Source organism: Pseudomonas sp. CYM-20-01, from assembly GCF_023169845.1.
In the GTDB taxonomy this organism is placed as follows: domain Bacteria; phylum Pseudomonadota; class Gammaproteobacteria; order Pseudomonadales; family Pseudomonadaceae; genus Aquipseudomonas; species Aquipseudomonas azotoformans.
Map to the genome: position 1 here is coordinate 5605704 of NZ_AP025169.1, position 13879 is coordinate 5619582.

Annotated in this window: 10 protein-coding genes; 5 read left to right on the top strand and 5 right to left on the bottom strand. The window is 60.8% G+C overall.

The genetic code is table 11. The features are described 5' to 3' along the window. Positions 1 to 52: 52 nt before the first annotated feature. The gene (locus M2497_RS25465; RefSeq protein WP_010208088.1) at positions 53 to 538 is read right to left on the bottom strand and encodes a YajQ family cyclic di-GMP-binding protein; all 486 of its coding nucleotides are present in this window, start codon (positions 536 to 538) and stop codon (positions 53 to 55) included. A 123-nt stretch (positions 539 to 661) separates the two neighbouring features. Here M2497_RS25465 and M2497_RS25470 point away from each other — a divergent pair, with 123 nt between their 5' ends. The 3 genes from M2497_RS25470 to M2497_RS25480 are packed head-to-tail and all read left to right on the top strand — an operon-like array spanning position 662 to position 4243. After that, positions 662 to 1579, top strand: coding sequence for a putative 2-dehydropantoate 2-reductase (locus tag M2497_RS25470; RefSeq protein WP_248484041.1), 918 nt, complete (start codon positions 662 to 664; stop codon positions 1577 to 1579). A 46-nt stretch (positions 1580 to 1625) separates the two neighbouring features. Then, on the top strand, positions 1626 to 3662 hold the full coding sequence (locus tag M2497_RS25475) for an ATP-binding protein (protein ID WP_248484043.1): 2037 nt from the start codon (positions 1626 to 1628) through the stop codon (positions 3660 to 3662). Between the two features lie 2 nt (positions 3663 to 3664). Beyond that, the gene (locus M2497_RS25480) at positions 3665 to 4243 is read left to right on the top strand and encodes a cob(I)yrinic acid a,c-diamide adenosyltransferase (RefSeq protein WP_058423278.1); all 579 of its coding nucleotides are present in this window, start codon (positions 3665 to 3667) and stop codon (positions 4241 to 4243) included. A 125-nt stretch (positions 4244 to 4368) separates the two neighbouring features. Here M2497_RS25480 and M2497_RS25485 read toward each other — a convergent pair whose 3' ends face one another. From M2497_RS25485 to secA, 3 genes are all read right to left on the bottom strand, one after another. Further along, a complete protein-coding gene (locus tag M2497_RS25485) occupies positions 4369 to 5313 on the bottom strand; it encodes a Nudix family hydrolase (protein ID WP_248484045.1) in 945 nt (314 codons plus the stop codon). 13 nt (positions 5314 to 5326) lie between these two features. Further along, on the bottom strand, positions 5327 to 6544 hold the full coding sequence (argJ, locus tag M2497_RS25490; protein WP_065889944.1) for a bifunctional glutamate N-acetyltransferase/amino-acid acetyltransferase ArgJ: 1218 nt from the start codon (positions 6542 to 6544) through the stop codon (positions 5327 to 5329). Between the two features lie 123 nt (positions 6545 to 6667). Then, entirely contained in the window at positions 6668 to 9403 is a 2736-nt protein-coding gene (gene secA, locus M2497_RS25495) for a preprotein translocase subunit SecA (protein ID WP_248484047.1), read from the bottom strand. 305 nt (positions 9404 to 9708) lie between these two features. On the opposite strand from secA, the gene M2497_RS25500 reads away from it, so the two are divergent. Beyond that, positions 9709 to 10164, top strand: coding sequence for a DciA family protein (locus M2497_RS25500; RefSeq protein ID WP_248484050.1), 456 nt, complete (start codon positions 9709 to 9711; stop codon positions 10162 to 10164). A gap of 4 nt (positions 10165 to 10168) precedes the next feature. Here the strand turns inward: M2497_RS25500 and M2497_RS25505 are convergent, their stop codons facing one another. Next, on the bottom strand, positions 10169 to 11647 hold the full coding sequence (locus tag M2497_RS25505) for a helicase HerA-like domain-containing protein (RefSeq protein ID WP_248484052.1): 1479 nt from the start codon (positions 11645 to 11647) through the stop codon (positions 10169 to 10171). 204 nt (positions 11648 to 11851) lie between these two features. Here M2497_RS25505 and M2497_RS25510 point away from each other — a divergent pair, with 204 nt between their 5' ends. Continuing rightward, positions 11852 to 13741 (top strand): methyl-accepting chemotaxis protein, encoded by a 1890-nt coding sequence (locus tag M2497_RS25510; RefSeq protein WP_248484054.1) that lies wholly within the window; start codon positions 11852 to 11854, stop codon positions 13739 to 13741. Positions 13742 to 13879 lie beyond the last annotated feature (138 nt).

The window sequence follows — 13879 nt, forward strand, 5'->3', positions numbered from 1 at the left end:
AGGTTGTGGGGCGTGGGACGTCAAAAACGCCCACAGGTTCCCCAATGTGCCATCAGTCGCGAAAGTTATTGAACTGCAGCGGCATGTCGAAGGTCTTGGCACGCAGGGCCGCGATGGCTTCTTGCAAGTCGTCACGCTTCTTGCCAGTGACGCGAACCTGCTCACCCTGGATCGCGGCCTGGACTTTCAGCTTGGCGTCCTTGATGTGGGCGACGATTTTCTTCGCGAGTTCCTTGTCGATGCCTTCCTTGAGGATGGCTTCCTGCTTCATCAGCTTGCCGGAGGCGTAGGCGTCCTTGATTTCAAGGCATTGCGCGTCGATCTTGCGCTTGACCAGCGACAGCTTGAGGATCTCGATCATCGCTTCCAGCTGGAAATCGGCTTCAGCGGTCAGGTTGACGGTCAGCTCTTTTTCCTTGAACTCGAAGCTGCCCTTGCCTTTCAAGTCATAGCGGCGATCCAGCTCCTTGACGGCGTTCTCGACGGCGTTGGTGACTTCGTGTTTGTCCAGTTCGGATACCACGTCGAACGAAGGCATGTCATATCTCCAATATAAGGGGCGGGCTCAGTAGAGATGGAGCGCGCCCAAGCTAAAATGCCGGGGCATTATAGCGGTTCTTTTGTCCCGTTCGCTGCGGGCGACCCTACGGAGCAAAAACTGATGTCGACCACCTGGCATATTCTCGGCGCCGGCAGCCTGGGCACACTTTGGACTACTCGCCTGGCGCGTGCTGGCGTGCCCGTGCGGTTGATCCTGCGCGATGAAGCGCGCCTGGCCAACTATCAGACAGCCAAGGGGCTGACCTTGGTGGAACAAGGTGTAGAACACACTTACCCGGTGACAGGCGAAACATCCGACAGTCCTGGGCTGATTCATCGCCTGCTGGTGGCGTGCAAAGCCTACGACGCTCAAGCAGCCGTCGCACAGTTGCAACATCGACTGGCGCCCGATGCCGAACTGATCCTGCTGCAGAACGGCCTCGGCAGCCAGGACGCAGTCGCCGCGCAACTGCCCCAGGCCCGCTGCATCTTCGCCTCCAGCACCGAAGGCGCGTTTCGCGACGGCGACTGGCGCGTGGTGTTCGCCGGCCATGGCTACACCTGGCTGGGCGATGCAGGCCACCCAACCCCGCCGCTGTGGCTGGAGGATTTGCAAGCCGCCGGCATCCCCCACGACTGGAGCACCGATATCCTCACGCGGCTCTGGCGCAAGCTGGCGCTCAATTGCGCCATCAACCCGCTGACCGTGCTGTATCAGTGCCGCAATGGCGAGCTACAGGCCCACCAGTGCGAAGTCGCCACCCTGTGCGCCGAACTCGGCGAACTGCTGGAATGCTGTGGCCAGCCCGCCGCCGCGCTGGACCTGCAACACGAGGTGGAACGGGTGATCCAGGCCACCGCCGCCAACTACTCCTCCATGTACCAGGACGTGGCCGCAGGCCGCCGCACCGAAATCAGCTACCTATTGGGCTATGCTTGCCAGGCGGCCGCCCGTCACCAACTGAACCTGCCGCACCTTCAACAGCTGCAAGTGCGCCTGGTCGAGCAGTTGCTTGCACGCGGATTGCCCCGCGACTGAGCCACGCGCTACCCTGCCCGCCTGTCTATCACCTGGGAAAACCCTGATGCCGCTGCGCCAGCGTCTTGAAAACCTACCGGTCGGGCAGAAACTGCTGGCCGCCCTGCTGGTGCTGTTGACCACCGTACTGCTGGTGGCCAACCTGACCTTTATCAGCGCCGCCTACTGGATCTCCCAGGAAAGCATGGCGCCCCAGGCCTTGCAGGCCATCGGCCGCCTGGTGTCCAACCCTGCGCTCGCCGCCGAGGCCCTCGAATCGCCGGCCAAGGCCGACGCATTGCTCAATGAGTTGACCAGCTATTCGCCGTTGCGCGCCGCCGCTCTGTACGACGGCGACGGCAACCGCCTGGCGCAGATGCAACACGGCGACCGCCTGCACCTGCCCGATGACTACCGGCACATCGAGGCCTGGCGTGTCACCGAGTTTCGCAGCAACCAGGTCATCACCCTGCCCCGCGCCGGCCAACCGTCCGGGCATTTGCTGCTGGTGGCCAGCAGTGAGCTACCAGTGGCGTTCTACACCGGCACATTGACTGCCAGCCTGGGCATCCTGATTTTCAGCGTACTGTTGTGGCTGGTCATCGCCCGTCAGATCAAACGCCTGATCACGCGGCCGATCCACGAACTGGAAGAACTGTCGCGCCAGGTCACTCGCGAAGAGAACTACGCCCTGCGCGCCGGTCGTGGCAACCACGATGAAATAGGCAGCCTGGCCGAAGCCTTCAACACAATGCTGTCGCGCATCGAAGCCCGCGAGCAACAGCTCAAGCGCGCACGGGACGACTCCCAGGCGGCCTACGACCAGGCCCAGGGCCTGGCCGAAGAGACGCGCCACACCAACCGCAAGCTGGAACTGGAAGTCCAGGTCCGTAGCAAGATCGAGAAGAAACTCACCGGTTTCCAGAATTACCTGAACAGCATCATCGACTCGATGCCCTCGGCATTGATCGCCCTGGATGAACAGCTCTACGTCACCCAATGGAACCAGGAAGCCAGCGCCCTCTCCGGCACACGCTTGGATGAAGCTTTGAACCAGCCGATCTACCTGGCCTTCCAGCCGCTCAAGCCTTACTTGCCACAGATCAGGGCAGCGGTCGAACAACACACGGTGGAGCGCATCGAGCGCGTCACCTGGTTCAAGGACGACGAGCCCAAGCACTACGCCCTGACCTTCTACCCGCTGATGGGCGGGGCCGGACGTGGCGTGGTCATCCGTATCGATGACATCACCCAGCGCCTGTCCCTGGAAGAAATGATGGTGCAGTCGGAGAAGATGCTCTCCGTCGGCGGCCTGGCCGCCGGCATGGCCCACGAGATCAACAACCCGCTGGGCGCGATCCTGCATAACGTGCAAAACATCCGCCGCCGCTTATCGCCTGACTTGCCGAAGAACCTGGAACACGCGGAACAGGTGGGTATCGAGTTGGAGACCGTCAACCGCTACCTGCAAAGCCGCGAAGTGCCGCAACTGCTCGATGGCATCCAGCAGGCCGGGGCGCGGGCGGCGAAGATCGTCACCCATATGCTCAGTTTCAGTCGCCGCAGCAACCGACAGATGGCACCTTGCGACTTGCCGGCATTGATCGACCAGGCGGTGGAGATTGCCGGTAACGATTTCGACCTGGCCATCGGCTTTGACTTCAAGGGCCAGGCGATCATCCGCCAGTTCGACCCGCAACTGGGTCCGGTGCCAGGCACTGCCAACGAACTCGAACAGGTCCTGCTCAACCTGCTGAAAAACGCGGCCCAGGCCATTCACCTGCGGGAAGACGACAACGAACCGGGGCGCATCATCCTGCGTACGCGCCTCAACCCGCCGTGGGCGGAGATCCAGGTGGAAGACAACGGCATCGGCATGAGCGAAAACGTGCGCAAACGCACCTTCGAGCCGTTCTTCACCACCAAGGAAATCGGCCAGGGCACCGGGCTAGGGCTGTCGGTGTCGTATTTCATCATCACCAATAACCACAAGGGCCAGATGGAAGTGCACTCCACCCTCGGCCAGGGCACCTGCTTTACCTTGCGCTTACCCCTGGCCGGCAGCCAACTGCCGCCTTACGAACTCACCCAACTGGAGCAATGACCATGGGCTTTCGCCTGTCGAAGATCTACACCCGTACCGGCGACAAAGGCGAAACCGGCCTGGGCGACGGCCGCCGTGTGCCCAAGGATCACCCACGGGTGGAGGCCATCGGTGAGGTGGATACGCTGAACAGCCAGTTGGGATTGTTACTGGCCAATCTTGAAGAACAGAGCGGCAAACATCCGGAACTGAAGGATGTGATCGAGGTGCTTACGCCGTGCCAGCATCGCTTGTTCGACCTGGGGGGCGAGTTGGCGATGCCAGTGTACAAGGCGCTGAATGCGGCGGAAGTGGATCGGCTGGAAGCAGCAATTGATCGCTGGAATGAAGAAGTGGGATCGCTAGAGAACTTCATCCTGCCCGGTGGCTCGGCGTTGATCGCCCAGGCCCACGTGTGCCGCAGCCTCGCGCGCAGTGCAGAGCGGCGGTGCCAGCAGTTGAATGCGGTCGAGCCGTTGGAAGGCGTGGGGTTGGCGTACATCAATCGGTTATCGGACTTGTTGTTTGTGGCGGCGCGGGTAATTGCAAGGCGCCAGGGCGTTGCTGAGGTTTTATGGCAGGCTGCCGCTAAACCCCACTGATTATTCAGCGCCTGATCTGACGCCTTCGCGAGCAAGCCCGCTCCCACATTTGACCGCATTCCAACGGTAGAACTCGGTCGAATGTGGGAGGGGGCTTGCCCCCGATAAGGCCGGTCAGAACAGCCTCAAATCTCAGGCCAGAACGCGCGAATCCCTGCCACACCTTGGGCCCCAGCCTCCCAAGCCTTCTCCCGCTCGGCGGGTCCAACCCCGCCCAACAGAAACACCGGCTTGCTGAACCCGGCGATCAACGCCGCTACCTGCTCCCAGCCCAACGGCTGCGCATCAGGATGGGTCTGGGTCGGCTGCACCGGCGACAGCGTGACAAAATCCACGTCCATCATTTCTGCCAGTGCCAACTCCTCAGCGTTATGGCAGGAAGCAGCCAGCCAGCGATCCTTCGGCAGCGGACGCCCCTTGCTGGCGTACTTACGCAGTTGCGCCGAGGTCATGTGCCAACCGGCCGCAGGAAAATCTCCCAGCCATTCAAACGGCCCCTTGAGCATCAACTGGGCCTTGCCCGCGCACAGGCCCACCGCATCCACCGCAAGGTCGCGGTATTTGGGGTCGTAGCCGTTGGGCGCACGCAGTTGTACCAACTTGATGCCGCCAGCAATGGCTTTCTGGATACCCCGCAGTAACGTCGGGGTTTCCAGTTCGCCCGGGGTGATCAGGTACTCGGCAGGCAAGCGCGCAGCCGCAACGATCGGCGCGTTGGCCGCCGGGAACTCGTAGTTGAGCAGCTCCCGAGGCGCCACCCATTCCAGCGGTTGCCCTTCGGCGCCATGGGGCTCACCGGTAAACGCCGAGACTTCCCAGACATCCAGCAACACCTGTTTGTCCGGATAGTCATGCTGCACCTTGATCAGCGGCCGCGCCGTGGTGACCTCGATGCCCAGCTCTTCCTGCAATTCGCGGGACAGCGCGCCGGCGACCGATTCATCGGCTTCCACCTTGCCCCCGGGGAATTCCCAGAGGCCGCCCTGGTGCTGGGTATCGGCGCGGCGCGCCAGCAGGATTTTGCCGTCGACACCGCGGATCACCGCTGCTGCTACATGCACTCGTTTCACCGCGCTTATCCTCTTAGGTACGGTATTCCGCGTTGATCTTCACGTACTCGTGGGACAGGTCGGTGGTCCAGATGGTTTCGCTGCACTCGCCGCGACCCAACTCGATACGGATGGTGATTTCTTCCTGCTGCATCACCGCCGAACCCTGGGCTTCGGTGTAGGTTTCGGCACGGGCGCCACGGCTGGCGATGCACACGTCGCCGAGGAACACGTCGATCTTGCTCACATCCAGGTCTGGCACACCGGCACGACCAACGGCCGCCAGGATACGGCCCCAGTTCGGGTCAGAGGCGAACAGCGCAGTCTTGATCAGTGGCGAGTGAGCCACGGTGTAACCCACGTCCAGGCATTCCTGGTGGTTGCCGCCGCCGTTGACTTCAACCGTGACGAACTTGGTGGCACCCTCGCCGTCACGCACGATGGCCTGGGCCACGTCCATGCACACTTCGAATACCGCCTGCTTCAACGCGGCGAACAACGGGCCGCTGGCCTCGGTGATTTCCGGCAGGTTGGCCTGGCCGGTAGCGATCAGCATGCAGCAGTCGTTGGTCGAGGTGTCGCCATCGATGGTGATGCGGTTGAACGACTTGTTGGCACCGTCCAGGATCAGGCTGTGCAGCACGTCGCGGGAGACTTTGGCATCGGTAGCGATGTAGCCGAGCATGGTGGCCATGTTCGGACGGATCATGCCCGCGCCCTTGCTGATACCGGTCACGGTGACAGTCACGCCATCGTGCACGAACTGGCGGCTTGCGCCTTTTGGCAGGGTGTCGGTGGTCATGATGCCGGTGGCGGCGGCGGCCCAGTTATCCACAGACAGGTCGTCCAGCGCGGCTTGCAGCGCGCCTTCGATTTTCTCGACCGGCAACGGCTCACCGATCACACCGGTGGAATACGGCAGGACCTGGCTGGCGTCCACGCCGGTCAGTTGGGCCAGCTTGGCGCAGGTGCGCGCAGCCGCCACCAGGCCAGGCTCGCCGGTGCCGGCATTGGCGTTGCCGGTGTTGGTCAGCAGGTAGCGGATCGTACCGGCCACGCGTTGCTTGGCCAGAATCACCGGCGCAGCGCAGAACGCGTTGAGGGTAAACACACCGGCGACGGTCGAGCCTTCGGCGCAACGCATCACGACTACATCCTTGCGCCCAGGGCGCTTGATGCCGGCCGAAGCGATACCGAGTTCAAAACCGGCAACCGGGTGCAACGTGGGCAAAGGACCAAGACCAACAGCCATGAATGCGCTCCTTAAAAATGGGTGATGTCTGTGCCGTCGTGAGCGACGGTGAAATTAATGGCAAAACGCCGCGACGGCAGGAGCCGGTCGCGGCGCAGGGTGTTGCAGCGTCAGGCGAAAATCTTATTCGATCTGGCCGTGGCAGTGTTTGAACTTCTTGCCCGAGCCGCAATAGCACAGCTCGTTGCGGCCCAGCTTCTGTTCGTTGCGCACCGGGCTTTGAGCCAGGGCCACATCGACCTCCTCACCCAATACCTCAGGCGCTTCCAGGCCTGGCGCTTCGTCGTGCTGGAACTGCATGCGCGCAGCCAGTGCCTCGGCTTCCTGACGCAGGCGAGCTTCTTCCTCGATCGGGTCTTCGCGACGCACCTGAACGTGGGACAGCACGCGGATGGAATCGCGCTTGATCGAATCCAGCAGCTCGGAGAACAGCGTGAACGACTCGCGCTTGTACTCCTGCTTCGGGTTCTTCTGGGCGTAACCCCGCAGGTGGATGCCGTGACGCAGGTGGTCCATGGTCGACAGGTGGTCTTTCCACAGGTCGTCCAGCACGCGCAGAACGATTTGCTTCTCGAAGGTGCGCAGTGCTTCGGCACTCGCCTGCTCTTCTTTCTCGTTGTACGCGGCCAGCAATTCGGCCATCAGTTTTTCACGCAGGGTTTCTTCGTACAGGTGGTCGTCTTCGTCCAGCCACTGCTGGACTGGCAAGTCGACACCGAAGTCGCTCTTCAACGCCGCTTCCAGGCCGGCAACATCCCACTGCTCTGGCAAGGACTGTGGCGGAATGTGTGCGCTGACGGTGGCGTTGAGCACGTCCTGACGGAAGTCGGCGATGGTCTCGCCAATGTTGTCGGCGGCCAGCAACGTGTTACGCATGTGATAGATCACTTTACGCTGTTCGTTGTTGACGTCATCGAACTCGAGCAGTTGCTTACGAATATCGAAGTTGCGGCCTTCAACCTTGCGCTGGGCCTTCTCGATGGCGTTGGTCACCATGCGGTGCTCGATCGCTTCGCCGGACTGCATGCCCAGGGCCTTCATGAAGTTCTTCACGCGGTCCGAAGCGAAGATGCGCATCAGGCTGTCTTCCAGGGACAGGTAGAAGCGGCTGGAACCGGCGTCACCCTGGCGACCGGCACGGCCACGCAGCTGGTTGTCGATACGACGCGATTCATGACGCTCGGAGGCGATCACCTGCAGGCCACCGGATTCCAGCACGGCCTGGTGACGCTTCTGCCAATCGGCCTTGATCTGGGCGATCTGCTCAGGGCTCGGGTTTTCCAGGGCCGCGACTTCCACTTCCCAGTTGCCGCCCAACAGGATGTCGGTACCACGACCGGCCATGTTGGTGGCGATGGTCAGTGCGCCAGGGCGACCGGCCTGGGCGATGATCTCGGCTTCTTTTTCGTGGAACTTGGCGTTGAGGACCTTGTGCTCGATGCCTTCCTTATTAAGCAGGTTGGACACGTGCTCGGAAGTCTCGATGGTAGCGGTGCCCACCAGGATCGGACGGCCCTGGGCCATACCGTCCTTGATGTCGTTGATGATTGCCGCGTATTTCTCTTCGGCCGTCAGGAACACCAGGTCATTGAAGTCTTTACGCGCCAAAGGCTTGTTCGGCGGAATGACCATCACAGACAGGCCGTAGATCTGGTGGAATTCGAACGCTTCAGTGTCGGCCGTACCGGTCATCCCGGACAGTTTGTTGTACAGACGGAAGTAGTTCTGGAAGGTGGTGGACGCCAACGTCTGGCTTTCAGCCTGGATGTTGAGGTGCTCCTTCGCTTCGATGGCCTGGTGCAGGCCCTCGGACAGACGGCGGCCCGGCATGGTACGACCGGTGTGCTCGTCGACCAGCACGACCTGGCCGTCCTGCACGATGTACTCGACGTTGCGATGGAACAGCTTGTGGGCACGCAGGCCGGCATACACGTGGGTCAACAGGCCCAGGTTGTGCGCCGAGTACAGGCTTTCACCCTCGGCCAATTCGCCGATCTGGGTCAGCATCTCTTCGACGAACTGGTGACCGGCTTCGTTGAGTTCGACCTGGCGGGTCTTCTCGTCGATGCTGAAGTGACCTTCTTTGGTCACCACGCCTTCGACTTCCTCGATGTGCTGCTCCAGACGCGGAATCAACTTGTTGATTTCGGTGTACAGGCGCGAGCTGTCTTCGGCCTGGCCGGAGATGATCAGCGGGGTACGGGCTTCGTCGATGAGGATGGAGTCGACTTCGTCGATCACGGCAAAGTTGAGTTCGCGCTGGAATTTTTCATCCATGCTGAACGCCATGTTGTCGCGCAGGTAGTCGAAACCGAATTCGTTGTTGGTGCCGTAGGTAATGTCGCACGCGTAGGCAGCGCGCTTCTCTTCCGGCGGCTGGAATGGCGTAACGACGCCAACGGTCAGGCCGAGGAATTCATAGAGCGGGCGCATCCAGTTAGCGTCGCGGCGGGCCAGGTAGTCGTTCACCGTCACCACGTGCACGCCCTTGCCGGACAATGCGTTGAGGTAAACGCCCAGGGTTGCCACCAGGGTCTTGCCTTCACCGGTACGCATTTCGGCAATCATGCCTTCATGCAAGGTCATGCCGCCGATCAACTGGACGTCGAAGTGGCGCATGCCCATGACACGCTTACCGGCTTCACGGGCGACCGCAAAGGCTTCGGGAAGCAGCTTGTCGAGGGTTTCACCTTTGGCTATGCGGGCCTTGAACTCTTGGGTCTTGGCGCGCAATTGCTCGTCCGAAAGGGCAACCATCTGCTCTTCGAAGGCATTGACCAGCTGCACCGTCTTGAGCATGCGTTTGACTTCGCGCTCATTCTTGCTTCCAAAAAGTTTCTTTAACAAAGGCGCAAACATATCGGCAGGTTCTTCCACACATAGGGATGGAGGGCGCACCGTGAGTGGCCCGAGCAGCCCTCACGGCCGCATGCGAACGCGCATTCTACCCGGAATCGTGGGTGAGGAAAGTGGCGTTATTCCCCGATGCTGGCATGGTGCTGTGAGAGGGCCTGTTTAAAATAAGGGCTTTTACCGGAACTTCAACCCATGGAGCGCAGAAGTTACCGATTGATTTCACGCACAAAAGCCCATGGATGCTTTGCCTGGGGAGATGCAGACGCTTTCTGCTAAGATGGCGGCTCTGTTACTTAAGGTGTCCAACAATGGCATTTCGCCCCTCGCCAGCCCGCGCGCCTGCCGTGTTGCTTCGCGATGCCAAGCCGCTGAAAGCCATCTTTGGCCATGCGCAACGCCTGGGCCATCTGCAACGCCTGCTCGAAAGCCAACTGCAACCGGCCGCGCGCGAACACTGCCGCGTGGCGTCCTGGCGTGAAGGCAACCTGCTGCTAATTGTCACAGATGGCCACTGGGCGACACGTCTGCGTTATCAGCAAAAACGCCTGCAACGTCAATTGATAGCGTTTGATGAATTCGCCGGTTTGACGCGCATTCAGTTCAAGGTACAACCGCCCACCACCCTGCCTGGCGTGGTGCAGCACACTCATGACCTCTCGACGAATGCCGCCGAAACCATTCAGGCAACGGCCGACGGGATCAGCAACCCGGCCTTGCGCGCAGCCCTTGAGCGACTGGCAGCCCACGCCAGGCTCAAGCCCTGAGTCTCTATTTGCGCTTGCTGCCGCCCAGTAACGACCCCAACAAACCACGTACCAGTTGCCGCCCCATCTGATTGGCGGCCTGCTGCATCGCCGATTTCAGCGCCTTGCCTGCCGTGGTGCCCAGAAACGCACCGGCCCTGTCGGTAAAACTCGGCTCGTCGGTAGTCGGCTTGGTCTCTTCGGTCGGGCCAAGCTTCTTGCGTGACATCAGCACTTCGTAAGCGGATTCCCGATCAATCGGCTTGTCATAACGGCCTTGCAGCGGCGAACTGGCGACCAACGCGGCGCGTTCGGCTTCGCTGAGCGGCCCGATGCGTGATTGCGGCGGAGCAACCAAAACGCGATGGACGACTTCCGGCGTGCCTTTTTCCTGCAAGGTGCCCACCAACGCCTCACCCGTGCCCAGCTCGGTCAGTACCGACAAGGCATCGAATGCTGGATTGGGCCGAAACCCCTCCGCGACGGCACGCAGGGATTTCTGTTCCTTGGTGGTGAACGCCCGCAAGCCATGCTGGATACGCAGACCGAGCTGGGCCAGCACGCTGTCCGGCAGGTCGCCCGGCGATTGAGTGACAAAATACACACCGACGCCTTTGGAGCGAATCAGCCGCACCACCTGTTCCAGGCGCTCCTGCAAGGCCTTGGGCGTATCGGCGAACAACAAATGTGCCTCATCAAAAAACAGCGCCAGCAGCGGTTTTTCGGCATCACCACGCTCGGGCAGTTGCTCGAACAACTCCGCCAACAGCCACAGCAGGAACGTCGCGTATACCTTCGGTGCCTCGTGCACCAGACGGCTGGCGTCCAGCAGATGGATGCGCCCGCGTCCATCACCAGTGGGCTGCAGGATATCTTCCAACTGCAGGGCCGGCTCACCAAACAAGGCTTCAGCCCCCTGTTGTTCCAGCACCGCCAGGCGCCGCAAGAGGGCCTGGCTGGATCCGGTGGTCATCAGCGCTGCGTCTTCGCCCAGCAATTCCGGGTGATAGCGCAGGTGGTTAAGCAGTGCCTTGAGGTCCTTGAGGTCCAGCAGCAGCAAGCCTTCGCGATCCGCCACCTTGAACGCCGCGTAAAGCGCTGACTGCTGGCTGTCAGTAAGTTCCAACAGGCTACCGAGCAACAACGGGCCCATTTCGCTGATGGTGGTGCGCAATGGATGGCCGGACTGCCCGTGGATATCCCACAGCGTGACCGGATAAGCCTTGGCCGTGTAATTCAGGAAAGGCATGCCGGCGATGCGCTCGGCGACCTTGCCTTGCGGATTCGCCGCAGCGCCGAGCCCGCATAGGTCCCCCTTGATGTCCGCGGCAAACACCGCCACGCCGGCGTCACTGAAGGCTTCCGCCAGGCGTTGCAATGTAACGGTCTTGCCCGTGCCGGTGGCACCGGCGATCAACCCGTGGCGATTGGCCAACCGCATGGCCTGGGCGATGGGCTGGCCGGAAAGGTCGGCACCGATAAGCAGTTGCGAGGAGTCAGGCATTTCGTCACCCATGGTTAATCTTTAGTGTCGCCAAGTCGATACAGGCAGATGTAAGACCCACAAAGTCTAAAAATAGGTCAGATAGTTCCTACATGGACCACCGGAGCTATCACAAGAAGTATCACACCTTTTTTGACGCTGTCATTTTGCGCATCCCACAAGGACGCGCTTTGGATATTAAGACCTTAGCGGACCCTACAAGCCATGAATAAAAATCTGCGTTTCAGCCACAAAATCCTGCTTGCAGCCTCCCTTATCGTCATCGCGGCTTTCGCGCTGTTTACCCTTTACAACGACTACCTGCAACGCAACGCCATTCGCGACGACCTCAACAATTACCTGCATGAAATGGGCGACGTCACCGCCAGCAATATTCAAACCTGGCTCACCGGGCGCATTGCCCTGGTGGAGAACGCCGCACAAAACATCGCCATCAACCCCGAGCCTTCCGCAGTTGCCAGCCTGCTGGAGCAGAAAACCCTGACGTCCTCATTCATGGCGACCTACGTCGGTGACAGCCAGGGCGCCTTTACCATCCGCCCCGACACCAAGATGCCGGACGGCTTCGACCCGCGTGTGCGGCCCTGGTACAAGGGCGCCCAGAGCAGCAACGGCTCAACCCTGACCGAACCCTATATCGATGCCGCCACCGGCAAGTTGATCATTTCCGTTGCCACCCCCAGCACCCGGGATACTCAGAGCATCGGCGTAGTGGGCGGCGACCTGAGCCTGCAAACCCTGGTGGATAACATTGGCGCGCTGAACTTCGGCGGCATGGGCTATGCGTTTCTGGTCAGCGCCGATGGCAGAGTATTGGTACATCCGGATAAAAACCTGGTGATGAAGACCCTGACCGATGTGTATCCGAAAAATACGCCAAAAATCAGCGCCGATTTCAGCGAAGTCGAGGCCAACGGCAAGGCCAACATCGTGACCTTCATACTGATCAAGGGCCTGCCTTCGGTGAACTGGTACCTCGGTATTTCAGTAGATAAAGACAAATCCTTCGCCATGCTCAGCGAGTTCCGCACCTCGGCGGTCATCGCCACGGTGATTGCGGTGGTGATCATCATCGCCCTGCTGGGCATGCTGATCCGCGTATTAATGCAACCTTTGCACGTGATGACCCGCGCCATGCAGGACATCGCCGATGGCGAGGGGGACCTGACGCGCCGCCTGACCATCCAGAATCACGATGAATTCGGCACGCTGGGTAACGCCTTCAACCGCTTCGTGGAGCGCATTCACACATCGATCAGCGAAGTGTCCTCAGCCACCGAACAGGTGAATGAGGTAGCACTACGGGTGGTCAGCGCGTCCAACTCGTCGATGGTCAACTCCGACGAGCAGGCCAACCGTACCAACAGTGTCGCCGCCGCCATCAATGAATTGGGCGCCGCCGCCCAGGAAATTGCGCGCAATGCCGCGCAAGCCTCCCATCAGGCCAGCGATGCCCGGCACCTGGCTGAGGACGGCCAGCAAGTGGTCGAGCGCAATATCAAGGCGATGAATCAGCTTTCAGCGATGATCAGCGCGTCCAGCAGCAATATCGAAGCGCTTAACAGCAAGACGGTGAACATCGGCCAGATTCTCGAAGTGATCACCAGCATTTCCCAGCAAACCAACCTGCTGGCACTGAACGCCGCCATTGAAGCGGCGCGTGCCGGGGAAGCGGGCCGTGGGTTTGCGGTGGTTGCCGATGAAGTGCGCAACTTGGCGCATCGCACGCAGGAGTCCGCGCAGCAAGTGCAGAAGATGATCGAGGAGCTGCAAGTCGGCGCCCGGGATTCGGTCAGCACCATGAGTGAAAGCCAGCGCCACAGCCTCGACAGCGTGGACATCGCCAACCTGGCCGGCGAGCGCCTGAACAGCGTGACCCAGCGCATCGGCGAGATCGACGGCATGAACCAGTCGGTCGCCACTGCCACGGAAGAACAGACTTCAGTGGTGGAGTCGATCAACATGGACATTACCGAGATCAACACCCTCAATCAGGAAGGGGTGGAAAACCTGCAGTCCACGCTGCGAGCATGTGCCGACCTTGAGCAACAAGCGGCACGGTTGAAGCAGTTGGTCGGTAGTTTCCGGATCTGATCAGAAGTCCTCGGGCTCGGACTTGGCCTGCTCTTGCTCCCACAACTCGGCGGCACCGGGAAATTCGGTGCCGTCCTCGCTGCTCAGGTCATCCGGGTCATATCGGCTCAAACAGCCCTCCCCTAAGGTTGCCGGTGC